This window comes from Oceanobacillus sp. GQ8 (assembly GCF_059758495.1).
The window spans coordinates 586210-608334 of record NZ_JCAXEV010000002.1; the positions used below are offsets into that span (position 1 = coordinate 586210).

Genomic DNA, 22125 nt, shown 5'->3' on the forward strand with positions numbered 1-22125 from the left:
TACATGAGTATACTATAATTATACTGTTAATCTGAAAGAGGTGACCGTGATGTTAGATCGTTTACAAACATTAGAAAACCGTTACGATAAATTAAATGAAATGTTAAGTGATCCTGAAATCATAAATGATACGGCAAAGCTACGTGAGTATTCCAAGGAACAATCTGGACTGGAGGATGTGGTCCAGGCATACCGCGAATACAAGGACACTACTTCTCAGCTTCAGGATGCGAAAGAAATGCTTGACGATAATCTTGATAGTGATATGTATGAAATGGTGAAGATGGAAATTACAGAATTGCAGGAGTCCAAGGTAGAGCTAGAAGAGAAGATGAGAATCCTCTTATTGCCTAAAGATCCGAATGATGATAAGAACGTGTTCATGGAGATTCGTGGTGCTGCAGGTGGAGATGAAGCAGCCTTGTTTGCAGGAGATCTTTATAAAATGTATACACGCTATGCAGAGCAATATGGTTGGAAAACTGAAATCATGGAAGCAAGCACAACAGGTGTTGGGGGATACAAAGAAATTATTTTCATGATAAATGGAAATGGGGCATACTCCAAGCTGAAGTTTGAGAATGGTGCACATCGTGTACAACGTGTTCCAGAAACTGAATCTGGTGGCCGTATTCATACTTCTACTGCTACGGTTGCTGTTCTTCCTGAAGCTGAAGAAGTGGAAATAGATATCAACGAAAAAGATATTCGTGTCGATACCTTTGCTTCAAGCGGACCTGGTGGACAAAGTGTTAACACTACCATGTCAGCAGTACGACTAACTCACGTTCCAACAGGAGTTGTCGTTTCTATCCAGGATGAAAAGTCGCAAATTAAGAATAAAGAAAAAGCGATGAAAGTGTTACGTGCACGAATTTATGATAAGTACCAGCAGGAAGCCCAGGCAGAAATTGATGAGAACCGTAAGTCAGCTGTCGGTACAGGTGATCGCTCGGAACGTATTAGAACATATAATTTTCCACAAAATCGGGTTACAGACCATCGCATTGGTTTGACCATTCAAAAGCTTGACCAGATCTTACAAGGAAAGCTGGATGAGTTTATTGATGCTCTATTGGTAGAAGAACAAACGAAAAAATTGGAGCAAATTGGTGAATAGCATGCATAACAGAAAACAATACGAAGTCCTCAATTGGGCTTCTCTTTTTTTGGAAGAGCGCCAACGCGAGGCGAGAGTAGCGCAATTACTTTTGCAGCATCATCTTGGGAAAGGGAGCGCACAGTTTTATGCGGATATGCAAGAGGCTATTCCAGAAGCGCTTTTAGAACGTTATGTAAAGGATATAAAGGAGCATGCACATACTGGAGTTCCAATCCAACATTTGATTGGGAAGGAGTCCTTCTATGGTAGGGACTTTAATGTTAGTCCTGATGTGTTGATCCCACGTATGGAAACAGAAGAACTAGTCCAGCATGTACTTCATTCTGTACCTGCAGGCGCCCCCCTTAACATTGTGGATGTAGGTACAGGGAGTGGAATTATTGCCATTACGCTCGCTTTGGAACTACCGAATGCGACGGTTTATGCGATAGATATCTCTCACGAAGCATTAGCAGTAGCTCAGCGTAATGCAACGCAGCTTGGGGCTGAAGTGACTTTTTTACAGGGCAATTTTCTACAGCCTCTACAGGATGCAAATGTGGTCGTAGATGTTCTTGTCTCGAATCCTCCTTATATCGCCCGGTCAGAAGCAACTACTTTATCGGACACCGTGAAAAACTTTGACCCAGAGTTAGCGCTTTTTGCAGAGGAAGAAGGACTCGCGGCATATAGAGAAATTGTTAAGCAGGCAAAAGGCGTGTTAAAGCTTGAAGGAATGATGGCAGTGGAAATTGGTCATTCACAGGCAGATGCAGTTACGACTCTAATCAAACAGGAATTCCCTTCTTATCAAGTGAGAACCATCACGGATATAAACGGAAAGGACCGTATTATTTCAACAGCCCTCTAAAAGTGGGCTGTTTTTTGTGTCTTTATGAATGACGTGGTTTTTGAGAAGAAAACATAGCTGAACTGCACGTCATCGCCCATCAACTATTCCCAATACATATAAGAAAGACTATATCTATCATTCTATTTTCAAACAAATTCAGTTTACTAGTTTAAAATCTTCTAGGCCTGCCCATACTGTTGCTAGTACCCACAGTAGGAAGGAGATTGAATGATGAAGAAACTAGTACTTATCGTCTTTATATTTATTTTATTACTTATAACGTTTCCTTTAATAGGAATGAGTCAGCTTGAAGAAAAGCAGGGTGAAGCAAATTATCAGGTTATTCCAGATGAGGCAATCAGGTTAAGGATTTTGGCTAACAGTGATCGTGATGCAGACCAAGAGTTAAAGAGAATGGTACGGGATGAAGTGAATGAAGTCATTACAGAATGGGTAGCCGAAATAACGGATATTGAGGAAGCTCGTAATTTAATTGAAGATCGAATCCCTGAAATAAATGAAATAGTAAAAGACGTATTAAAGGAAGAAGGTTCTAACGACTCCTTTAAAGTTGAATATGGTTCGAATATAACCTTTCCTGCTAAGCTTTATGGAGATTATGTGTATCCAGCAGGAGAATATGAAGCAGTGCTTATCACGATAGGTGAAGGGAAGGGCGATAATTGGTGGTGTGTGTTATTCCCACCCCTTTGTTTCCTTGATTTCTCAAATGGAACTACTGTAGCGGCAGAGGAAGAGACGGAAGAGGAACCTCAGGTGGCGGAGGAAAAAACAGAGGTGAAGTTTTTCCTTTTTGAATGGTTTGGTTGGTCATAATCGTTTCATTTCGGCATACATTAGAATAATATAACAGATTCTATTAAAAATAGTAGAGGTGATCGAGTATGAATCTAATTCCAGCAAATCAAATGGATATGAAGAAGGTAGAGCAGTTTCTAGAGAAGAATGAAGGCATTAATAAAGCTAGTTTAGTAAGAGCAGGTTATGTTGTTGAAGTCGCGGGCGAAATCGTAGGTTGTTTTTCTTTAGAAACAATGGAAGAAGGAATTTATTGGTTAAAGCAATTATATATAAACCAAACGAACGCTTCCAAGCTTCCTGTTCTAGTAGAGGCAATATTAACCTTAGCAAAGCAGCAACAGGCTAAAAGTGTTTATGTACACAGTCACCAACCTGTAGTGGATATTCTATTGGAAGCATTACAATTCCATCCACAGAAGGAAAAGATGTTCGTGGATAAGTACAAGAGAGATGAGGGAAATTGGTGGTTGTACCATGTTTCTTGAATAAGACTATGCTTATCCACAAAAACAGTGGATAACCTGTTAAAAAACTGTGCATAAGTTAGAATTTCTGTTCATAACTTCTCTTTTGATGAAGTAGAATAGTTTAAATAAAGGGGATAGCCTGTGGATAACCACGGGCTGTTGCTGTTGTGGAAAAGTCGCTCGTTCCATTTGTGGAAAACTTGTTCCCGCACTACCAACGATGCTACAGAACATGAGGCTTTGCGAAATAGGAGGGAATCTAATAAAATGGGGGAAGGAAAAGAGGGACATGAATGGATACGAAACGATGGTATGCTAAAGATTTTCAACAGGATAAACAAGAGGCAATACAGTCTGCAGCAGAATTATTAAAGGCTGGGGAAACTGTTGCGTTTCCCACGGAAACAGTTTATGGACTAGGGGCCGACGCGACAAACGAAGCAGCGATTAGTAAGATATTTCAAGCGAAGGGGCGTCCACAGGATAATCCCCTCATTGTTCATGTTGCGACACCGAAGCAGCTAAAAGAGCTTGTAACATCGATCCCAAACTATGTGGATAAACTGCTTGAAGCATTTACTCCTGGCCCCATTACGTTCGTATTGCCGAGTAATGGCCGCTGTGCTGAAAATGTGACTGCAGGGCTTGATTCCTTGGGGGTAAGATTGCCTAATCACCCAATAGCATTGAAATTATTGCAGGAAGCGGCTGTACCTGTCGCTGCGCCAAGTGCAAACTTATCTGGAAAGCCAAGTCCAACCTCTGCAGATCATGTGTGGGCAGATTTAAATGGAAGGATTGCTGGTGTACTCGATGGCGGAACCACTGGTGTCGGATTGGAATCGACAGTGCTTGATTGTACACAGGCTATCCCCATCATTCTACGCCCGGGTGGAATTACAAAGGAACAACTTGAAGAAATAGTAGGAACAGTAATGATCGATCCTGGTTTAGCGAATGATAAGGAGCGTCCAAAATCTCCAGGCATGAAGTACAGGCATTATTCACCAGATGCTCCTTTATGGCTAGTGGAAGGGTCTTCGGAAAAATTCCAACAGGTGATTGATGCGGAAATGAAAAAAGGTCATCGTGTGGGGGTGATGGCAGCTAGCAAGACAGTGGCTGCACTAGAAGCAGATCTAAAAAAAGACTTGGGCGCTAACATGGAGGCAGTTGCTGCTGTTTTATATGATGCCTTACGCATGTTTAATGAACATGATGTAGACCTTATTCTTTGTGAAGCATTCCCGGAGCAAGGGATCGGACAGGCTGTCATGAACCGATTAAAAAAAGCTGCTAGCGATTATATTAAGTAGAAAATAATTGGGTTGTCCTCATAATCCCTCTTGGACATGCATATAGTTTAGAAGCATGTTCAAGGGGGATCTTAATGTCAGGATATGTTGGTGAATTTATTTCAATTTTATTTCTAGCCTTCGCGCTTGGTATGGATGCATTTTCTGTGGGGCTTGGCCTAGGAATGCAGCAGCTGCGTCTAAAACGAATAGCCCTGATTGGCATTGTCGTTGGTATTTTTCATATTTTAATGCCGTTTATTGGGATTGTATTAGGGCAATTTATTTCAGAAGGAATTGGGCAGATAACCATTTTATTAGGTGGCCTTTTGTTAGTTGGAATTGGCTCTCAAATGCTGTTTTCTGCTTTCAACCATGAATTGAAAAAAGTCATAGAACCAGTTGGGACAGGTCTCTTAATCCTTTCTTTCAGTATTAGCATTGATAGTTTCTCTGTTGGTTTAGGTCTTGGGATGTCTGGAGTTAAAACAGCTCTCGTGTTATTTATGTTTGGGGTAGCTAGTATGCTTCTATCGTGGACAGGGATGTTGCTGGGGAAAAAGGTCCGTGGCTTGCTAGGTGCATATAGTGAGATTCTAGGTGGCAGTATCTTAGTAGCATTTGGTATAAAAATAATATTTGGCTAACTTGTAAACGCCAAGGCTCTGGTTTAAATACCAGGGCTTTTTTATTGTCTAGTAATTGTGGTTATCTTCGATGCTTTTTCCTTATGGAACTGACATGCAATCCTGTTATGTGCTATATTTAGAATAGAGAAGTTTTACACGTTAGGAAAGCGAAAATTTTAGCTAGAAAGCAAGATGATGTAGTTAAAATTTTGAATTTCCAAGTATAAGAAAAACGTACACGTTCGCCAAAAAACGAGCGTATGCACGTTTTTCAGCGGAGGTTCGTTTATGAAGATATTATTTGTCTGTACGGGGAATACATGTCGTAGCCCGATGGCTGAGGCGCTTGTTAAACACAAAATACCTGAAGCAGAGGTACAGTCAGCAGGGGTTTATGCAGGTGCTGGAGAACGGGCAAATGTAAATGCAGTAGAGGTATTAAGAAACCGTGGGATACAGCTTCAACATGTCTCCCAACCTGTTACCGACAGCTTGCTGCATTGGGCTGACGTGGTAATGACCATGACAACCCAGCATAAACAATCCTTAATTATGACGTTTCCAAGCTACCAGGAAAAGTATTTTACCTTGAAAGAATATGTTTCAGAATCAGATAAAAAAGTATGGAATGAGCTAAAGCAAGCGTATGCAGATTATGAACAGAAGCGATCTTTGTTTATCCAAGAGAACCAACATAAACTAGATAACATACGTCTAGATAAAGAACTTAGGGGCTTCTTGGCAGACGATCTTCAGCATATAAGAAGCCTAGAAGCGATGCTAATTAACTATGATATATCGGATCCATTTGGTGGAAGTGTGGAAGTTTACCAAAAAACACTAGAAGAAATGGATAAATATATTGATCTCCTAAAAAAGAAGATTAACTAGGAAAGAAGCTAAAATACTTTAAAAGGAAATCACATACCAACATAGAAGGGATGAGGTCACGGTGAAGGTAATTATCACGGCAGATCATGCTGGCATGACAGTACGCAATGTAGTAAAGGATTTATTAGAGGAAATGGGCATTGAATATGAAGATACAGGATGCAGCTGTGAATCATCGGTTGATTACCCTGATTATGCCCTACCTGCAGCCGAACGAATAGCGAATGGGGAATTTGATCGTGGAATCTTTATCTGTGGTACAGGGATCGGCATGTCCATTGCAGCCAATAAGGTAAAAGGCATTCGCTGTGCGTTAACACATGATATGTATTCGGCAAAACTTACTAGACAGCATAATGACTCGAATGTGCTGGCGCTCGGAGAGCGCGTAATAGGTCCTGACCTTGCTCGCGAAGTTGCTAGAGTTTGGCTTGAAACAGAATTTCAGGGCGGTCGCCATGAGAATCGTATTGGGAAAATTGGTACGTATGAAGGCAAGGATGCCTAAACGTCAACAAGATACAGACTGAGGTGGATAACATGACGGAAATCTATGACAACCTTAAGGCAGAGTTATCAGAGATCGTACAGGAGTGGAACCACGGGAAGTATTTGCGGAAAAATCTTCCCTTCGTCATTGGCTGTTCTACTAGCGAAATAGCTGGAGAGCGAATTGGGACAGCAGGAAGTGACACCATCGCAGAGATTGTTTTTGCGTCGGTAAAAGATTTGCAGGCTAAAACGGGTATTTTTCCTGTTTTTCAATGCTGTGAGCATTTAAATCGCGCACTCGTCATGGAGCGAGAAGTGATGGAACACCTACAGTTGGAGGAAGTATCTGTTGTCCCTGTTCGAACAGCAGGGGGAGCAATGGCTACTTACGCCTTCCGCCATTTAAAAGACGCCGTTGTAGTAGAAGCCGTACAGGCTCATGCTGGTATGGATATTGGAGAAACGATGATTGGGATGCACTTAAAGCATGTTGCTGTTCCATTAAGGTTTAAGCAACGATTTGTTGGTAAGGCACGGGTGACCACTGCCATGACTAGACCTAAACTCATTGGCGGTCATCGTGCACACTATGAACATATACAAGCTAATTCTAGCTGTAAATAAATTTACATAGGGGGCTTTACGTATGGAGCATGTAAAACAAGCAGACAAGGAAGTTTTTGAGGCAATACAGGCGGAGAAAACCCGTCAGCAGGAAAAAATCGAGTTAATCGCATCGGAGAACTTTGTCTCTGAAGCAGTCATGGAAGCGATGGGATCTGTTTTAACTAACAAATATGCTGAAGGCTATCCAGGTAAAAGATATTATGGTGGTTGTGAGCATGTCGATGTGGTGGAAAATTTAGCGCGTGACCGTGCTAAAGACTTATTTGGCGCAGAACATGTGAATGTGCAGCCGCACTCTGGTGCACAGGCAAATATGGCTGTTTATTTTACCGTGCTTGAGCCAGGTGATACAGTGCTTGGGATGAACTTAAATCATGGTGGACACTTAACACATGGTAGCCCAGTGAATTTTAGTGGGACCTTGTACAATTTTGTAGATTACGGTGTAGACAAAGAAACCGAACAGCTCGATTACGCGTCCGTGCTTGAAAAAGCTATGGAAGTAAAGCCAAAATTAATTGTCGCAGGTGCGAGTGCTTATTCTCGTATTATTGATTTCTCCAAGTTCCGTGAAATTGCGGATGCTGTAGGGGCTTATCTAATGGTTGATATGGCGCATATTGCTGGGCTTGTAGCCACAGGCCTGCATCCAAGCCCAGTACCTTACGCTGATTTTGTTACGACCACAACCCATAAAACATTACGTGGGCCAAGAGGCGGCATGATCTTATGTAAAGAAGAGTACGCAAAGAAAATAGATAAATCTGTGTTCCCGGGAATGCAGGGTGGGCCACTCATGCATATTATTGCGGCGAAAGCTGTATCGTTTAAAGAAGCATTAAGTGATGAATTCAAGACATACTCTAAGCAAATTATCCAGAATGCACAAACCCTAAGTAAAGCATTAAATGAAGAGGGAGTACGCATTGTTTCTGGTGGTACGGATAATCATTTATTATTATTAGATGTTACTCCACTTGGCCTTACCGGTAAGGTTGCGGAAAAAGTACTTGATGATATTGGAATTACAACAAATAAAAATACCATCCCATTTGATACCGCAAGTCCTTTTATTACTAGTGGTGTACGTGTAGGAACTGCTGCTGTCACTTCTCGTGGTTTTGGGGAAAAAGAAATGAAGGAAATTGCTTCCATTATTTCACTAACCTTAAAAAATCATGAAGATACTGCAAAGTTGAACGAAGCGAAGGAACGTGTAGCAGAGCTAACATCTAAATTGCCTCTCTATGCATAAGATAAAGGATGTCCTTTTTGGGCATCCTTTTATTTGTATGTGAATAGATAATGGATATGTAAGAAGCTTTTCTTATTTACTTGAAAGCATGGCTATTTTTCAGTACAATTTGAAGGATGTATTAATTCTAAAGGAGTGATCGGCAAAATGGGTAACGTATTCGTACTGGATCATCCGTTAATCCAGCATAAATTGACCTACATAAGGAATAAGGACACAGGAACAAAGGAATTTCGTGAACTAGTCGATGAAGTCGCAATGCTAATGGCTTTCGAAATCACACGAAATCTTCCCCTGCAGGATAAGACAATTAACACACCTGTAGTAGAAGCACAGGCGAAGGTGCTTTCAGGTAAAAAAATTGGCCTCATTCCGATATTGCGTGCAGGTCTTGGAATGGTTGATGGGGTTTTAAAATTAATTCCTGCTGCAAAAGTTGGTCATGTCGGACTATATCGTGATCCGGAAACATTTCAGCCTGTTGAATATTATATTAAATTACCATCAGATATAAATGAACGTGAATTAATTGTGATTGATCCAATGCTTGCAACCGGTGGTTCGGCAAATGATGCGATTCATTCCTTGAAAAAGCGTGGGGCGGAAAACATTCGTCTTATGTGTCTCATTGCAGCACCAGAGGGCGTAGAAATGATTAAAGAAGAACACCCAGACGTTGATATTTACCTAGGTGCCTTGGATGAAAAGCTTGATGAGAAAGGCTATATCGTTCCAGGTCTTGGGGATGCTGGAGACCGTTTATTTGGTACGAAATAGATAAACTGGGTTAGGAGTGCTTGTCATGAAGAATCGTATAAAAGTAATGACCATTTTTGGGACAAGGCCAGAAGCGATCAAGATGGCTCCGCTTGTTTTAGAGTTGCAAAAACGAGCAGAAGAATTTGACTCCATTGTTACGGTTACGGCACAGCACAGAGAGATGCTTGACCAAGTGCTGGAAATCTTTAAAATCACACCAGATTATGATTTGAATATCATGAAAAAGCAGCAGTCGCTTGCACAGATTACCACAAGAGCGCTAGAAGGTCTTGATGAGGTGATGAAGGAAACGAAGCCTGACATCGTACTCGTGCATGGTGACACAACAACTACATTTGCTGCATCGCTTGCTGCTTACTATAACCAGATTGCGGTAGGCCATGTAGAAGCGGGTCTGCGTACATGGGATAAATACTCCCCTTATCCGGAGGAAATGAATAGACAATTGACCGGTGTAATGGCAGATCTTCATTTTTCGCCAACGGAAAAATCAAAGCAGAATCTTCTAAATGAAGGGAAGCCAGCTGAACGGATTTCGGTAACAGGGAATACAGCGATTGATGCATTAAAAACAACAGTCGATCATGCATATACTAGTCCGATTATCGAAGCAATTGGTGATAAACGATTGGTACTCATGACAGCCCACCGCAGGGAGAACCTTGGGATTAACATGGAGCAGATGTTTCGGGCTATTAAACGGTTGGTTGAGACACATGATGATATCCATGTTATTTATCCTGTTCATCTAAATCCAGTCGTACAAAATACAGCAAAAAACATCTTGGGTGATGATGAGCGGATTCAATTAATTGAACCACTTAGCGTAGTAGATTTTCATAACTTTGCGTCAAGAGCGCACTTGATTCTCACGGATTCTGGAGGAGTACAAGAAGAAGCTCCATCCCTTGGTGTACCTGTTCTTGTGTTAAGAGACACGACCGAACGACCAGAAGGTATTACCGCTGGCACATTAAAGCTTGCTGGGACAGATGAAGAAAACATTTTCACTATGGCAAACGAGCTTCTTTCTGATGACAAGGCACACAAGGAAATGGCGAAAGCCTCAAATCCTTATGGTGACGGACAAGCTTCAAAAAGAATAGCTGATGAAATTGTGAAGTACTTTAAATAAAGTGAAAGAAAGTAATTAAGAATAAACAGCGATAAAATACCGGACGTTTTTCGAAATCTAACATGGTGGTAACTCTAGGCCAAGATATCGATAATCGTCCGGTTTTAAGATTATCGTTTTATTTTAAGCTAAAATACAATTAACGGTGAAAAATACGTAGACTCCAGCGGGGATAGCGCGAGTCTGAAAGCCCCGGAAGTTAGTAAATAGGAACAAAGGCTAAGAGCGCCACGTCCTGTGGCAACGCCTTCGTGACCAACCTCCTGTTGGCCCGAAGCCGTGCCCGCGGAAAGCGTAGTTTTTTTTGGAGTGTGTTTACTTTCCAATGTTGTATATGCATAAATTTCCCTTTCTTTTCAAAAACTAATCTGAAAAGGAGAGGTTGGGAATGCGGTATATTTTATCCATTATAAGTATTATTGTTTTATTACTACCATATCCACAAACGATAGTGGCAGAGAAAGATGATACAGAGTCGCTGATCATTGAGGTTACTGGAGATCCGCAAGTACATAAGGAATATATAGAGGCACACCACCCATATGTGGAGGTGGTTGCCTCCTATGAAACGTTATTTAAGGGATTAGCTATCAGAGGAACCCCAACAAGACTTGCCAAAATGGAAACACTCCCCTTTGTAAAAGCTATTCACTCGGTGCAACAGTACCAAGCTGATAAGACAAGGAACAGCTCACTAAAGGCAGACGCCTTGCCAAAGGATGCTGTTTATCCAGAAGTCTTCAATAACACACACTACACAGGAAAAGGGGTAAAGGTTGGGGTAATTGATACTGGTATAGATTATAATCATCCTGATTTACAAGCGAATTATGTAAAAGGCTATGACTTGGTAGATCTTGATGATGATCCCATGGAAACGCAAGCTAACCAGGGCATTCCTACACTGCATGGTACGCACGTTGCTGGAATTATTGCCGCAGATGGGGAATTAAAGGGAGTGGCTCCCGATGCCGAAATTTATGCTTACCGAGCTCTTGGACCTGGGGGGAGTGGTACATCGGTACAAGTAATAGCGGCAATGGAACAGGCAGTAAAAGATGGCGTAGAGGTGATGAATCTTTCGTTAGGTAACAATGTAAATGGACCGGATTATCCGACAAGTGTTGCGGTAAATCGTGCAGCAGCATTAGGCGTGGCTGTAGTCATTGCCAATGGAAATAATGGTCCAGCCGATTGGACTGTTGGATCACCTGCAACAGCATCGAAGGCTATCTCAGTTGGGGCCACAAGTCCTGCCAAACGGAATCCCTATCTTTATGCGAGGTGGGAAGATAAAGAGATAGGAATCATCTCTATGGTAGGATCTGTGCCATGGAATTTGGATACATTTTATAAAATAGCTGTAGAGGGAGAAGATCTGTCCAGAAAAATTGCTGTCTTGCAACGTGGGAAAATTCCTTTTTATGACATGGCAAAACAGGCAGAAAAAGATGGCGCTATTGCAGTACTCATTGCAAACAGTGAGGAGGGGACTTTCCAGGGTTCTATAAACAATGCTGACGCCCCAATTACCATTCCGGTAGCCTCTATTTCCAAGGAAGACGGACAGTGGCTACAACAAATGGCTGATGAAAACACTTTGCAACTGGAAACACAGTACAAACAGCTCCCTGCATCGGTTGCAGACTTTAGTTCGCGAGGACCTGTTACAATTAATTGGGACATTAAACCTGACGTACTTGCTCCAGGGACCAACATCATGAGCTCGGTTCCTGGCGGTTACCAGGCTCTGCAAGGAACGAGTATGGCAGCACCTCATGTAGCGGGAGCTATTGCTTTAATGAAAGAAGCGCACCCTGATTGGTCCAATGACCAGATTATTGGTGCTTTAAAGACGACCGCTTGGAAAATGCAGCAGGATGATAAAGCTGTAGCTCCCATTATGCAAGGATCAGGTGTAATGGACCCAGAAGCGGCAATCCAGGCAACCACCATAATCAATGATCCTGCGTTAGCCTATGGAAAATTTACAACGTATAGGGAAGAAAAAACAAAACAGCTATTTATCACAAACCAATCTGATGAAACAAAAAGCTACACGTTTACTATTCCGAAGAAGCAAGGGGGAATACAATGGAGTTTGCCACAAAGATTCGCCCTGAAACCAGGTGAAAAAAAAGCGGTCCCGGTACGGCTGGCAATTACTTCTAACCAATTAGAAGAAGGTGTGCATCAAGGTTGGCTAACGGTAGATGAAGGAGGCAATCGCTATCTTCTTCCTTATTTATTCATTAACCAAACAGCTGATAATCCAAAAGCAATGGGATTTGAATTTGCTTTAAAGCCTTTTTCGGAAGAGGGATACATTTATAAACTTTACCTCGCTGAGAATGCGGAAAGCGCAAAGGTGGATTTGTACGATCCGGATAGCTTAATGTTTGAAAGAACCCTTTTGGAATTAGACGAAGTTAAAACTGGAGAAAATGAAGGACAGTTAACCAAGAAGCAATTAGGAGCCCCGGGAGAATACATGGCGTTTATAACGGTTCGTTTGGATGATGGATCCACGGAAAGCTATCAGACAGAATTAATCATTAGACATTAAACGGTGAAGGGTGAATTCCTTTCATCGTTCACAAAAATGTCACTTAATAGTCACAGAATTTCCTATATAATGGAGGGGAAGCTTTATGGAAGACGTAACCCTTATACTTTATTCCGTAAAGAATTTCACAGCATGAGGAAGCCATGAATGCTTACCGAAGAAGAAGAGGCAGGAAAAATTTTGTCATAACCTGGCGAATGTTCCATAACCTGCTATTGGTGAATGCTGTTTTCCGAATACAGCATTCACCAATAGGCTAGTGAAGAAGATTTTCCACCTTCACAGCCTGAAAGAGAAATTATTCTCCTGTTTTCTCCTTAAATAAGGACCTCTGGAGAAAATAGAAATCTATCAAAAATATCTACAGAAATTGGATGTCATTTTAAGGATAAACATCCGTAAAACCGATTGACAATAGGGGTGGGCTATTGTACACTTGCTAAGTGTAGAATGGTAGGGGTTTCATAGGTTTGCAATACTTATATTTTGGCATAACAAAATGTACATAGCCTGCCGTTTAAAGCCTATAATCTTGCACTAGATGAAATACACGTTTTTACTTCAGTTAAATGATTGTGAAAAAATCACAGCATAGCACAATTATTGGCGACAAAGGTTCTTAAAGGGAGGACCTTTTACCTGAAAAACTAACTGCATAATTGGAAAACTTACGAGAGAAGAGGGAACTATGTCGCAATATAGGAAAATGAGTATACGTCAACGAAAGTACATGTTCTATCTTCTAGCGTTATGGGTGCTTGGAGCAGGGTTTACGCCGTATTCTCGTGTTTTCCTGGGGCTACTTCTAGGTACAGTTGTAAGTTTTTATAACCTCTATATGTTGCAAAAGAAAATAGATGACTTTACTGAAGCGGTAGCTAAAAAGCAGACTGCAAGAGGTTTAGGCACTGTTTCCCGATTTGCAGGAGCAGCGTTAGCCATTATTGTCGCTCTTCGTTATGAAGATATTTTTCACGTCATTGCCGTACTAATTGGATTAATGACATCCTATTTCGTCATTATGATAGATTTTGCTGTGTACAAGAAGAAGGAGTAATGTTTGAAAGAGGGGTGAGTAAGGTGGATCATGGAGCACCAATAATTGAGAATTTATTTGGTATATCCTGGTTAAGTGTTAATCTATCAAATATTTTGATGATGTTTATCACATCAGTCATTGTATTTGTACTTTGTGTCCTTGGTGCAAGAAGACTGCAAATGAAGCCAACGGGGGCACAAAACGCCATGGAATGGGTGCTTGACTTTGTGAAAGGGATTATCAATGACACGATGGATTGGAAGACTGGAAAACTATTTCTTCCGCTAGGGTTAACCCTATTTACATATATCCTTGTTGGAAATATGCTCGGGGTTATTACGAACGGAGTAGTTGGACATGATCTTTGGTGGAAATCACCAACAGCTGATCCGGGAATTACATTGACACTATCAGCAATGGTCATTGTACTAACTCATTTCTATGGAATAAAGCTGCGTGGTGGAAAAGAATATGTGAAAGATTATTTCCGACCAATGTGGCCGCTTTTCCCGATTAAGATTGTAGAAGAGTTTTCCAATACGCTAACACTCGGTTTGCGTTTGTTTGGTAACTTGTATGCAGGGGAAGTATTGTTAGCTTTACTAGTAGGTTTGACAACGTCAAGTTGGCTTGGATTCCTTGGGGGAGCAATTCCGTTTCTCGCATGGCAAGGATTCAGTATATTTATTGGCGGGATTCAGGCATTTATCTTCACAATGCTGACAATGGTTTACATGTCGCACAAGGTTAGTGAAGAGCATTAATTTGGTAATTAGCCAGTTTTAGTAGACCATCTACTGGATCTGGAGATTATGAAAAAACTTATATAACAATTTTGAGGAGGATTTATATTATGGGAGCTTTAGCAGCTGCAATCGCAGTAGGATTAGGCGCATTAGGCGCTGGTGTTGGTAACGGATTAATCGTGAGTCGTACAGTTGAGGGGATTGCTCGTCAGCCAGAACTTAAAGGTCAACTTCAAACAACTATGTTTATCGGGGTAGGTTTGGTTGAGGCAATGCCGATTATCGCAGTAGTTATTGCACTAATGGTAATGTAAAGAAAGATTGACAATAAACGGCGAAGATCATCTTCCATAGACCCTTCGCCTTGTTTGTGCCTGAACATGAAATAAACGTGTTTAGTAAATTTATATATTCACTAATATAAGTGAAAGGAGTGAATCCTGTGCAAGCATTCACTGAATATTCCATGATTTATGCAGCGCTTGGTGGTTTTCATGTTGTAGATATGTTAGCACAACTATTCTTCTTTCTTATCCTGCTTATTCTAGTAAGGAAATTTGCCTGGGGACCTGTAATGAACATGATGCAAAAACGTGAAGATTACGTTGCTGGGGAAATTGAAGCAGCTGAAAAAAGTCGGGAAGAAGCAGAAAAAGCATCAAATGAAGCTGTTGAGCAATTAAAACAAACAAAGCAAGAAGCACAAAAGATTGTTGAAGACGCGAAAAACGCTGGAGTAAGACAAGAACAGGATATTATCGCCGCTGCCCGTGCCGAAGCAGACAGAATAAAGCATGCTGCACAAGCGGATATCCAGAACGAAAAAGAAAAAGCCCTTCAGGCTTTACAAGATAAAGTGGCATCCTTATCTGTACTAATTGCAAGCAAAGTAATCGAAAAAGAAATTAGTACACAGGATCAGGAGAAACTGATTAATGATTACATTAAAGAGGTAGGAGAAGAGCTATGAGTGAAGCAGTAGCAGCCAAGCGATATGCCGACGCTCTTTTTCAACTTGCGAATGAAAAAACTGTGGTAGAACAATTCGTTGAAGAGTTCCGCACAGTCAAAGAAGTATTCCAACGTAATAAAGATCTTTATACATTCCTAAAGCATCCTCGTGTTCATAATGCGAAGAAGAAACAATTTCTTGATGAAGTGTTTCAAGGTCTACATAAAGATGTCGTAAATACATTAAAGCTTCTAGTAGAACGACATCGAGTTGAGATCATTCCATCCATTATTGATCATTTTATCCATTTAGTAAATGATGCAAAAGGAATTGCAGAAGCTACAGTATACTCTGTTCGTGAATTATCGGATTTAGAACGCAGTGAGCTTGAAGTTTCGTTCGCTAAACGCTTTAATCGATCCGCCATTCAACTTCATAATGTTGTGGATCCTTCCTTAATCGGTGGAATCAAAATCCGTATGGGGAACACGATATATGATGGCTCTATTAGTGGAAAGCTAAGAAGAATCGAACGGAATATTGTAACTGCAAACAAATGATGACAGGGGTGAAATGGTATGAGCATAAAAGCTGAAGAAATCAGTAATTTGATTAAACAGCAAATCGAAAATTTCGATTCAGATATTGAAGTAAGTGATGTCGGCACAGTTATTGAAATCGGTGACGGAATCGCACGTGCTCACGGACTGGACAACGTAATGGCCGGGGAGCTTCTTGAATTTTCAAATGGTGTTATGGGAATGGCGCAGAACCTAGAAGAAAGTAACGTAGGTATCGTAATCCTTGGACCATATACAGAAATCAAAGAAGGCGATGAAGTTCGCCGTACCGGTAGAATTATGCAAGTGCCGGTTGGAGAAGAATTAGTAGGCCGGGTGGTAAACCCTCTCGGACAACCAATCGATGGTAGAGGAGCAATTGAAACATCTAAAACACGCCCAATCGAAGGCGCTGCTCCTGGTGTAATGGACCGTAAATCAGTTGATGAACCTTTGCAAACAGGGATTAAAGCAATTGATGCCCTTGTTCCAATCGGTAGAGGACAACGTGAGCTTATCATCGGAGACCGTCAAACAGGTAAAACAACAGTTGCGGTTGATGCGATCTTGAACCAGGCAGACCAGGATATGATTTGTATCTATGTTGCAATTGGTCAAAAAGAGTCCACAGTAAGAGGAACAGTAGAAACTTTCCGTCGCTATGGTGCACTTGACTACACAATCGTTGTATCCGCTGGTGCGTCAGATCCTGCTCCATTGTTATACCTTGCACCATATGCAGGAGTGGCAATGGGAGAAGAATTTATGTATAACGGGAAGCACGTATTAGTTGTTTATGATGATCTTTCTAAACAGGCATCTGCATATCGTGAACTTTCCCTATTATTACGCCGCCCGCCAGGCCGTGAAGCTTTCCCTGGTGATGTATTCTACTTACACTCTCGTTTACTTGAACGTGCAGCAAAGTTAAATGATTCACTAGGTGGTGGCTCATTAACTGCATTGCCATTCGTAGAAACACAAGCAGGCGATATTTCTGCTTATATTCCTACAAACGTTATCTCGATAACGGATGGCCAAATTTTCCTACAATCCGACTTGTTCTTCTCAGGTGTCCGCCCGGCAATCAATGCTGGTCTTTCCGTATCCCGTGTAGGGGGATCTGCCCAAATTAAGGCAATGAAAAAGGTAGCAGGAACACTTCGTCTTGATCTTGCTTCATTCCGTGAGCTAGAAGCGTTCTCACAATTTGGATCAGATTTAGATAAAGCAACACAGGCTAAACTTAATCGTGGAGCAAGAACAGTTGAAGTATTGAAGCAGGGCTTACATAAGCCGTTGGTTGTAGAGAAGCAGGTTATGATTATCTACGCACTAACGAAAGGCTTCCTGGATGATATTGCAGTGGAAGATATCACACGTTTCGAGGATGAGCTCCATGTATGGCTTGATCAAAATGGCAAGGAATTGCTTACATCAATCCGTGAAACAGGGAACTTACCAGAAGCAGAAGATATGAACAATGCAATTAATCAATTTAAAAAGACATTTCTGCCTACAGAGTAGTTAAAAGGAATACAGTAATTTTTAAATAATGAACAGATGTAGCACAGGCAGTGTTTGGAGAAGGAAGTATGATCACGCTTTTTTCCTCCTTCCTGTGTCTATCTCTGTTATGAAAGGGTGGTGAAAGAGCTTGGCATCACTTAGAGATATAAAAGGTAGAATTGATTCCACCAAAAAGACAAAGCAAATTACCAAAGCGATGGAAATGGTATCTGCCTCTAAAATGAGCAAGGCAGAACTTAATGCGAAGTCATTTGTTCCATATGGTGAAAAAATACAAGAAGTGGTGAAAAGCATTGCGGCAAATAACCCAGACGCATCGCATCCTATGCTGGAAAAGCGTGAAGTCAAGAAAACGGGATATTTTGTTATCACCTCGGATAGAGGACTTGCTGGTGCCTACAACAGTAGTGTGTTAAGGAATATGTACCAAACAATTCAAAAAAACCATCAGTCCACAGATGAATACACGGTTATCGCCGTAGGGCGTATGGGGTACGATTTTTGTAGAAAAAGAGGAATACCTGTAGCGAAGAGTATTCTTGGCATAGCAGACCAACCTAATTTTTCAGAAATTAAAGAACTTGCTTCAGAAACAGTGCAAATGTACATTGATGGGGAAATTGATGAACTGAACATATTCTATAACCATTACGTAAGTGCTATCTCTCAACAGGTAACAACTACGAAGTTGCTACCAATTACGGATTTGAAAGCAACCGGCTCAACAAGTGAGTACGAGTATGAACCAAATCAAGAGCAGATCTTGAACGTGCTTTTACCACAATATGCAGAAGCCCTAATTTATGGCGCCCTGCTTGATGGGAAGGCAAGTGAGCATGCTGCACGTATGACAGCAATGAGAAGTGCTACAGATAATGCCGATGAACTAATTGGTGATCTGACATTATCTTATAACCGTGCACGTCAGGCAGCAATCACACAAGAAATCACGGAAATTATTGGTGGCGTAGCAGCACTTGAATAGTTAGCCAATAAGAAATATATTGCATAAAAGGTACCCGGATTTCAGCTATGTAATGGAAATCAAACAGGGTTCTTTCAAGTAAGATAGGAGGGAAATCGATGAGCAAAGGACACGTTACTCAAGTAATGGGACCAGTCGTTGACGTAAAATTCGAAGACGGACAGCTTCCAGCTATTTATAACGCGTTAACAGTGAAATCAGAGGCGGAAGGCGACATTCAAGCGATCGACCTAACATTAGAAGTTGCACTTCATCTCGGTGATAAAAGTGTCCGTACTATCGCTATGTCATCTACAGATGGTGTAAAGCGTGGTATGGAAGTAGAAAACCTAGAAAGACCAATTTCTGTCCCTGTAGGGGAAGCAACCCTTGGTCGTGTGTTTAATGTCCTTGGTGAAAATATTGATCTTGATGAGCCTTTGGCTAGTGACATTAAGCTTGATCCGATTCACCGTGAGGCGCCAAAGTTTGAAAATCTTTCAACACAAACAGAAATTCTAGAAACAGGAATTAAAGTTGTAGATTTACTTGCTCCATATATTAAGGGTGGTAAAATCGGTTTGTTTGGTGGAGCCGGTGTTGGTAAAACAGTACTTATCCAGGAGCTTATTAATAATATTGCGCAGGAACATGGTGGACTATCTGTATTCGCAGGAGTTGGCGAGCGTACCCGTGAGGGGAATGACCTATATTTTGAAATGAAGGACTCTGGCGTTATTGCTAAAACAGCAATGGTCTTCGGACAGATGAACGAGCCACCTGGTGCACGTATGCGTGTAGCACTTACAGGATTAACAATGGCTGAATATTTCCGTGATGAACAAGGTGCAGACGTACTATTCTTCGTGGATAACATCTACCGTTTCACACAGGCAGGTTCTGAGGTATCAGCCCTACTTGGCCGTATGCCATCAGCGGTTGGTTACCAACCAACACTTGCAACTGAAATGGGGCAGCTTCAGGAGCGTATTACTTCCACTGATAAAGGTTCCGTAACATCTATCCAAGCAATCTATGTACCTGCGGATGACTATACAGATCCAGCACCAGCTACGACGTTTGCTCACTTAGATGCTACAACCAACCTTGATCGTAAATTATCTGAGCAAGGTATTTATCCTGCGGTAGATCCGCTTGCATCTACTTCTCGAGCTCTTGACCCTGAGGTTGTAGGGGATGAGCATTATGAAGTAGCACGTGAAGTTCAGCGTACACTTCAACGTTACAAGGAATTACAGGATATTATTGCCATTCTTGGTATGGATGAACTAGGCGATGAAGATAAACTTGTCGTTTCTCGTGCCCGTCGTGTGCAATTCTTCTTGTCCCAAAACTTCCACGTTGCGGAACAGTTTACAGGACAAAAAGGTTCCTACGTACCAGTTGCAGAAACGGTAAAAGGATTTAAAGAAATTCTAGACGGGAAGTATGACGACCTTCCAGAGGACGCATTCCGTTTAGTTGGGCGCATTGAAGAAGTAGTTGAAAAAGCACAAGGCATGCAATAAAGACACAGGCAAGGAAGAGGAGAAGCCATTGAAAATATGGTTATCGTACGTACTCCTTGTCGGTCTAAGGAGGGGTTACATTGAGAACACTAACTGTGAGTGTTGTTACTCCTGATGGTCCAGTACTGGAAGATAACTTTGAAATGGTTAGCTGTAAAGCAGAAACTGGCGAGCTTGGAATTCTACCAGGCCATATTCCACTTGTCGCCCCATTATCAATTGGCGCTGTACGATTAAAGCGTGAGAATGGGATAGAGAGGCTTTCTATTAACGGTGGCTTTATGGAGGTAAGACCTGATAAAGTAACCATACTTGCTCAATCTGCTGAATTGCCTGCAGATATCGACATAGAACGAGCAAAAGAAGCGAAATCTCGTGCAGAAGGCAGATTACAGTCTAAGCAGGACAATGTTGACTTCCAACGGGCAGAATTAGCACTCAAAAGAGCATTAAATCGCTTGGACGTTGGTCAATAAGCATATTAAAATAAAAATCCCTCGCGACATATACGTTGTGAGGGATTTTAACTATGTAACACGTTAGGATGTATAAATTTTAGTTATGAAGCAATGATGACGTAGTTAAAATTTGAAGTTCCAAGTATAGGAAGAAACGTACTCATTCGCTTTAAGGTGGGCGAATGCGCGTTTTTTTAAGGGAAGTCTTGTTGGCTGTAACAGCAGGCTGCAGTTTTTCTGCTCATAACTGGAAATCGTCTCCGCGATCCTGTAAGATTGTCTTGTGCTTTATTATGTCGTATTTCCCGGGAAATTGCCGGAAATAAATTGATGATAGGGAACCAAATAGTTATATAAGGTGGTATATATGTTTTCAATAGGACAGTTGGCAATAGTTAGTATGATATCTCATTTAATATTCATTTATTTGACTTGGAGAGTAGTTCAGGCGATAAACTTTGACCCGCTAATTAGAAAAGGGAGAGCAGCAGAAGCTAGAGTACTATTGCTGCTTGTAACCATTGTAGTTGGGGCTGGAGTCAGCCGGTTCTTTCTTGAAATTCTTCAATGGTCAAGCGACCTGATCTACCTGTTCTAAACAGGATGACAGTATAGAAGACTAGTAATCTTGTATATTGTCGTAAATTGTACTGTATGTTAGTAGATTCCCCTGTACATACTATAGATACTATAGTATGTACAGGGGGTTTTTTTATGAGGAAAACAGCACTAATTCTATTATTTGTTTTATTATTAACAACAAAGACAGTTACCATGGCCGAGTACAACGATGCGTTACTTGATATAGCCGATTATACAGAAACCATCAAATTACCTATAGATGACTGGAGCGTCACAGTCCGGGAACAGATTTCAGAAGAAGATGCTACTGAAATGATGACAAAAATGAAAAAAGAGGGTTTACAAGCAACAAAAAAGGAAACAGAAAATAGTACAAACTATTCACTTGCTGACACGCAGAATCCTAGCAAGTTAAACGTATATTATAATGTAATTGTGCATAGTGGCAAAGCAGAGCTCATTGCAGTAATAGAAGGCAGGGATTGGTCAGAAGCCGTGAAGAAATTGTACGTGAATGAGATAACTAAAGTAAAGAATAAATATTTCACGAATATGGCACAAACATTCGCTTGTCTAACAGCTAAAGATGATGCTATAATTGGTAGTGATTATTTTTTCAAAGATTTAACAAAAACATTTAACATTCAACAAGAAACAGTACAATTCGACAACAACGAAAATTTATCGCATAATTTTATTTACTACGGGTATACACCACTATGGACCCAGAAAATTAGTCTAGAAAACGCAACAATGAACATACAAGTAGCTGTCACTGAGAATGCAGAAGGACATCTTACTTACACGATAGGAACACCTATCCTAATAAATGAATATTAATATTATGAAAT

General features: G+C 41.1%; 24 protein-coding genes. All 24 read left to right on the forward strand.

From position 1 onward, the window contains the following. Positions 1 to 49: 49 nt before the first annotated feature. The 24 genes from prfA (at position 50) to AC6CHS_RS07905 (ending at position 22114) form a co-directional block, all read left to right on the forward strand. Positions 50 to 1120 (forward strand): peptide chain release factor 1, encoded by a 1071-nt coding sequence (gene prfA / locus AC6CHS_RS07790; RefSeq protein WP_498235386.1) that lies wholly within the window; start codon positions 50 to 52, stop codon positions 1118 to 1120. Position 1121: 1 nt separating this feature from the next. Beyond that, entirely contained in the window at positions 1122 to 1973 is an 852-nt protein-coding gene (gene prmC, locus AC6CHS_RS07795; RefSeq protein WP_498235388.1) for a peptide chain release factor N(5)-glutamine methyltransferase, read from the forward strand. A gap of 213 nt (positions 1974 to 2186) precedes the next feature. Further along, the gene (gene spoIIR / locus AC6CHS_RS07800) at positions 2187 to 2792 is read left to right on the forward strand and encodes a stage II sporulation protein R (RefSeq protein ID WP_498235390.1); all 606 of its coding nucleotides are present in this window, start codon (positions 2187 to 2189) and stop codon (positions 2790 to 2792) included. A 68-nt stretch (positions 2793 to 2860) separates the two neighbouring features. Continuing rightward, positions 2861 to 3262 carry a GNAT family N-acetyltransferase gene (locus AC6CHS_RS07805; protein ID WP_498235391.1) on the forward strand — a complete coding sequence of 134 codons (402 nt, stop codon included), beginning with the start codon at positions 2861 to 2863 and terminating at the stop codon, positions 3260 to 3262. Positions 3263 to 3537: 275 nt separating this feature from the next. Then, positions 3538 to 4560 carry an L-threonylcarbamoyladenylate synthase gene (locus AC6CHS_RS07810; protein WP_498235393.1) on the forward strand — a complete coding sequence of 341 codons (1023 nt, stop codon included), beginning with the start codon at positions 3538 to 3540 and terminating at the stop codon, positions 4558 to 4560. 74 nt (positions 4561 to 4634) lie between these two features. Further along, positions 4635 to 5186 carry a manganese efflux pump MntP gene (locus tag AC6CHS_RS07815; RefSeq protein WP_498235395.1) on the forward strand — a complete coding sequence of 184 codons (552 nt, stop codon included), beginning with the start codon at positions 4635 to 4637 and terminating at the stop codon, positions 5184 to 5186. Between the two features lie 270 nt (positions 5187 to 5456). Continuing rightward, the gene (locus tag AC6CHS_RS07820) at positions 5457 to 6059 is read left to right on the forward strand and encodes a low molecular weight protein arginine phosphatase (RefSeq protein ID WP_498235396.1); all 603 of its coding nucleotides are present in this window, start codon (positions 5457 to 5459) and stop codon (positions 6057 to 6059) included. Positions 6060 to 6120: 61 nt separating this feature from the next. Further along, on the forward strand, positions 6121 to 6567 hold the full coding sequence (gene rpiB, locus AC6CHS_RS07825) for a ribose 5-phosphate isomerase B (protein WP_498235398.1): 447 nt from the start codon (positions 6121 to 6123) through the stop codon (positions 6565 to 6567). Between the two features lie 32 nt (positions 6568 to 6599). Then, on the forward strand, positions 6600 to 7175 hold the full coding sequence (locus AC6CHS_RS07830; protein WP_498235399.1) for a TIGR01440 family protein: 576 nt from the start codon (positions 6600 to 6602) through the stop codon (positions 7173 to 7175). Between the two features lie 22 nt (positions 7176 to 7197). Then, on the forward strand, positions 7198 to 8433 hold the full coding sequence (gene glyA, locus AC6CHS_RS07835; RefSeq protein ID WP_498235401.1) for a serine hydroxymethyltransferase: 1236 nt from the start codon (positions 7198 to 7200) through the stop codon (positions 8431 to 8433). Between the two features lie 147 nt (positions 8434 to 8580). Beyond that, a complete protein-coding gene (upp, locus tag AC6CHS_RS07840) occupies positions 8581 to 9210 on the forward strand; it encodes a uracil phosphoribosyltransferase (RefSeq protein ID WP_498235403.1) in 630 nt (209 codons plus the stop codon). 25 nt (positions 9211 to 9235) lie between these two features. After that, entirely contained in the window at positions 9236 to 10348 is a 1113-nt protein-coding gene (gene wecB / locus AC6CHS_RS07845; RefSeq protein WP_498235405.1) for a non-hydrolyzing UDP-N-acetylglucosamine 2-epimerase, read from the forward strand. A 388-nt stretch (positions 10349 to 10736) separates the two neighbouring features. Then, positions 10737 to 12914: a S8 family serine peptidase gene (locus AC6CHS_RS07850; protein ID WP_498235407.1), complete on the forward strand. Its 2178-nt coding sequence runs from the start codon at positions 10737 to 10739 to the stop codon at positions 12912 to 12914. Between the two features lie 706 nt (positions 12915 to 13620). Next, positions 13621 to 13971 (forward strand): ATP synthase subunit I, encoded by a 351-nt coding sequence (locus AC6CHS_RS07855; protein WP_498235409.1) that lies wholly within the window; start codon positions 13621 to 13623, stop codon positions 13969 to 13971. Between the two features lie 23 nt (positions 13972 to 13994). Beyond that, on the forward strand, positions 13995 to 14717 hold the full coding sequence (gene atpB, locus AC6CHS_RS07860) for a F0F1 ATP synthase subunit A (RefSeq protein ID WP_498235411.1): 723 nt from the start codon (positions 13995 to 13997) through the stop codon (positions 14715 to 14717). A gap of 89 nt (positions 14718 to 14806) precedes the next feature. Next, positions 14807 to 15013 (forward strand): F0F1 ATP synthase subunit C, encoded by a 207-nt coding sequence (atpE, locus tag AC6CHS_RS07865; protein ID WP_019378207.1) that lies wholly within the window; start codon positions 14807 to 14809, stop codon positions 15011 to 15013. Positions 15014 to 15141: 128 nt separating this feature from the next. Further along, a complete protein-coding gene (gene atpF / locus AC6CHS_RS07870; protein ID WP_498235413.1) occupies positions 15142 to 15669 on the forward strand; it encodes a F0F1 ATP synthase subunit B in 528 nt (175 codons plus the stop codon). Continuing rightward, positions 15666 to 16211 carry a F0F1 ATP synthase subunit delta gene (locus tag AC6CHS_RS07875; protein ID WP_036578478.1) on the forward strand — a complete coding sequence of 182 codons (546 nt, stop codon included), beginning with the start codon at positions 15666 to 15668 and terminating at the stop codon, positions 16209 to 16211. Before atpF ends, AC6CHS_RS07875 begins: the two co-directional genes overlap by 4 nt. Before the next feature lie 18 nt (positions 16212 to 16229). Beyond that, a complete protein-coding gene (gene atpA / locus AC6CHS_RS07880; RefSeq protein ID WP_106898027.1) occupies positions 16230 to 17738 on the forward strand; it encodes a F0F1 ATP synthase subunit alpha in 1509 nt (502 codons plus the stop codon). Positions 17739 to 17868: 130 nt separating this feature from the next. Further along, on the forward strand, positions 17869 to 18726 hold the full coding sequence (atpG, locus tag AC6CHS_RS07885; protein WP_498235415.1) for an ATP synthase F1 subunit gamma: 858 nt from the start codon (positions 17869 to 17871) through the stop codon (positions 18724 to 18726). A 98-nt stretch (positions 18727 to 18824) separates the two neighbouring features. After that, positions 18825 to 20234, forward strand: a complete 1410-nt coding sequence (gene atpD, locus AC6CHS_RS07890; RefSeq protein ID WP_036578474.1) for a F0F1 ATP synthase subunit beta — start codon at positions 18825 to 18827, stop codon at positions 20232 to 20234. A gap of 80 nt (positions 20235 to 20314) precedes the next feature. Beyond that, complete coding sequence (locus tag AC6CHS_RS07895) at positions 20315 to 20710, forward strand: F0F1 ATP synthase subunit epsilon (RefSeq protein ID WP_498235416.1); 396 nt, start codon at positions 20315 to 20317, stop codon at positions 20708 to 20710. Positions 20711 to 21092: 382 nt separating this feature from the next. Continuing rightward, positions 21093 to 21290 carry a DUF1146 family protein gene (locus AC6CHS_RS07900; protein ID WP_498235690.1) on the forward strand — a complete coding sequence of 66 codons (198 nt, stop codon included), beginning with the start codon at positions 21093 to 21095 and terminating at the stop codon, positions 21288 to 21290. 116 nt (positions 21291 to 21406) lie between these two features. Further along, positions 21407 to 22114, forward strand: coding sequence for a YwmB family TATA-box binding protein (locus AC6CHS_RS07905; RefSeq protein WP_498235418.1), 708 nt, complete (start codon positions 21407 to 21409; stop codon positions 22112 to 22114). Positions 22115 to 22125 lie beyond the last annotated feature (11 nt).

What these genes read in the sequence shown, in the direction of transcription:
- prfA (WP_498235386.1), top strand. Translation starts at nt 50, where the DNA reads ATGTTAGATCGTTTACAAACATTAGAAAACCGTTACGATAAATTAAAT.
- prmC (WP_498235388.1), top strand. Translation starts at nt 1,122, where the DNA reads ATGCATAACAGAAAACAATACGAAGTCCTCAATTGGGCTTCTCTTTTT.
- spoIIR (WP_498235390.1), top strand. Translation starts at nt 2,187, where the DNA reads ATGAAGAAACTAGTACTTATCGTCTTTATATTTATTTTATTACTTATA.
- AC6CHS_RS07805 (WP_498235391.1), top strand. Translation starts at nt 2,861, where the DNA reads ATGAATCTAATTCCAGCAAATCAAATGGATATGAAGAAGGTAGAGCAG.
- AC6CHS_RS07810 (WP_498235393.1), top strand. Translation starts at nt 3,538, where the DNA reads ATGGATACGAAACGATGGTATGCTAAAGATTTTCAACAGGATAAACAA.
- AC6CHS_RS07815 (WP_498235395.1), top strand. Translation starts at nt 4,635, where the DNA reads ATGTCAGGATATGTTGGTGAATTTATTTCAATTTTATTTCTAGCCTTC.
- AC6CHS_RS07820 (WP_498235396.1), top strand. Translation starts at nt 5,457, where the DNA reads ATGAAGATATTATTTGTCTGTACGGGGAATACATGTCGTAGCCCGATG.
- AC6CHS_RS07830 (WP_498235399.1), top strand. Translation starts at nt 6,600, where the DNA reads ATGACGGAAATCTATGACAACCTTAAGGCAGAGTTATCAGAGATCGTA.
- glyA (WP_498235401.1), top strand. Translation starts at nt 7,198, where the DNA reads ATGGAGCATGTAAAACAAGCAGACAAGGAAGTTTTTGAGGCAATACAG.
- upp (WP_498235403.1), top strand. Translation starts at nt 8,581, where the DNA reads ATGGGTAACGTATTCGTACTGGATCATCCGTTAATCCAGCATAAATTG.
- wecB (WP_498235405.1), top strand. Translation starts at nt 9,236, where the DNA reads ATGAAGAATCGTATAAAAGTAATGACCATTTTTGGGACAAGGCCAGAA.
- AC6CHS_RS07850 (WP_498235407.1), top strand. Translation starts at nt 10,737, where the DNA reads ATGCGGTATATTTTATCCATTATAAGTATTATTGTTTTATTACTACCA.
- AC6CHS_RS07855 (WP_498235409.1), top strand. Translation starts at nt 13,621, where the DNA reads ATGAGTATACGTCAACGAAAGTACATGTTCTATCTTCTAGCGTTATGG.
- atpE (WP_019378207.1), top strand. Translation starts at nt 14,807, where the DNA reads ATGGGAGCTTTAGCAGCTGCAATCGCAGTAGGATTAGGCGCATTAGGC.
- AC6CHS_RS07875 (WP_036578478.1), top strand. Translation starts at nt 15,666, where the DNA reads ATGAGTGAAGCAGTAGCAGCCAAGCGATATGCCGACGCTCTTTTTCAA.
- atpA (WP_106898027.1), top strand. Translation starts at nt 16,230, where the DNA reads ATGAGCATAAAAGCTGAAGAAATCAGTAATTTGATTAAACAGCAAATC.
- atpD (WP_036578474.1), top strand. Translation starts at nt 18,825, where the DNA reads ATGAGCAAAGGACACGTTACTCAAGTAATGGGACCAGTCGTTGACGTA.
- AC6CHS_RS07900 (WP_498235690.1), top strand. Translation starts at nt 21,093, where the DNA reads ATGATATCTCATTTAATATTCATTTATTTGACTTGGAGAGTAGTTCAG.
- AC6CHS_RS07905 (WP_498235418.1), top strand. Translation starts at nt 21,407, where the DNA reads ATGAGGAAAACAGCACTAATTCTATTATTTGTTTTATTATTAACAACA.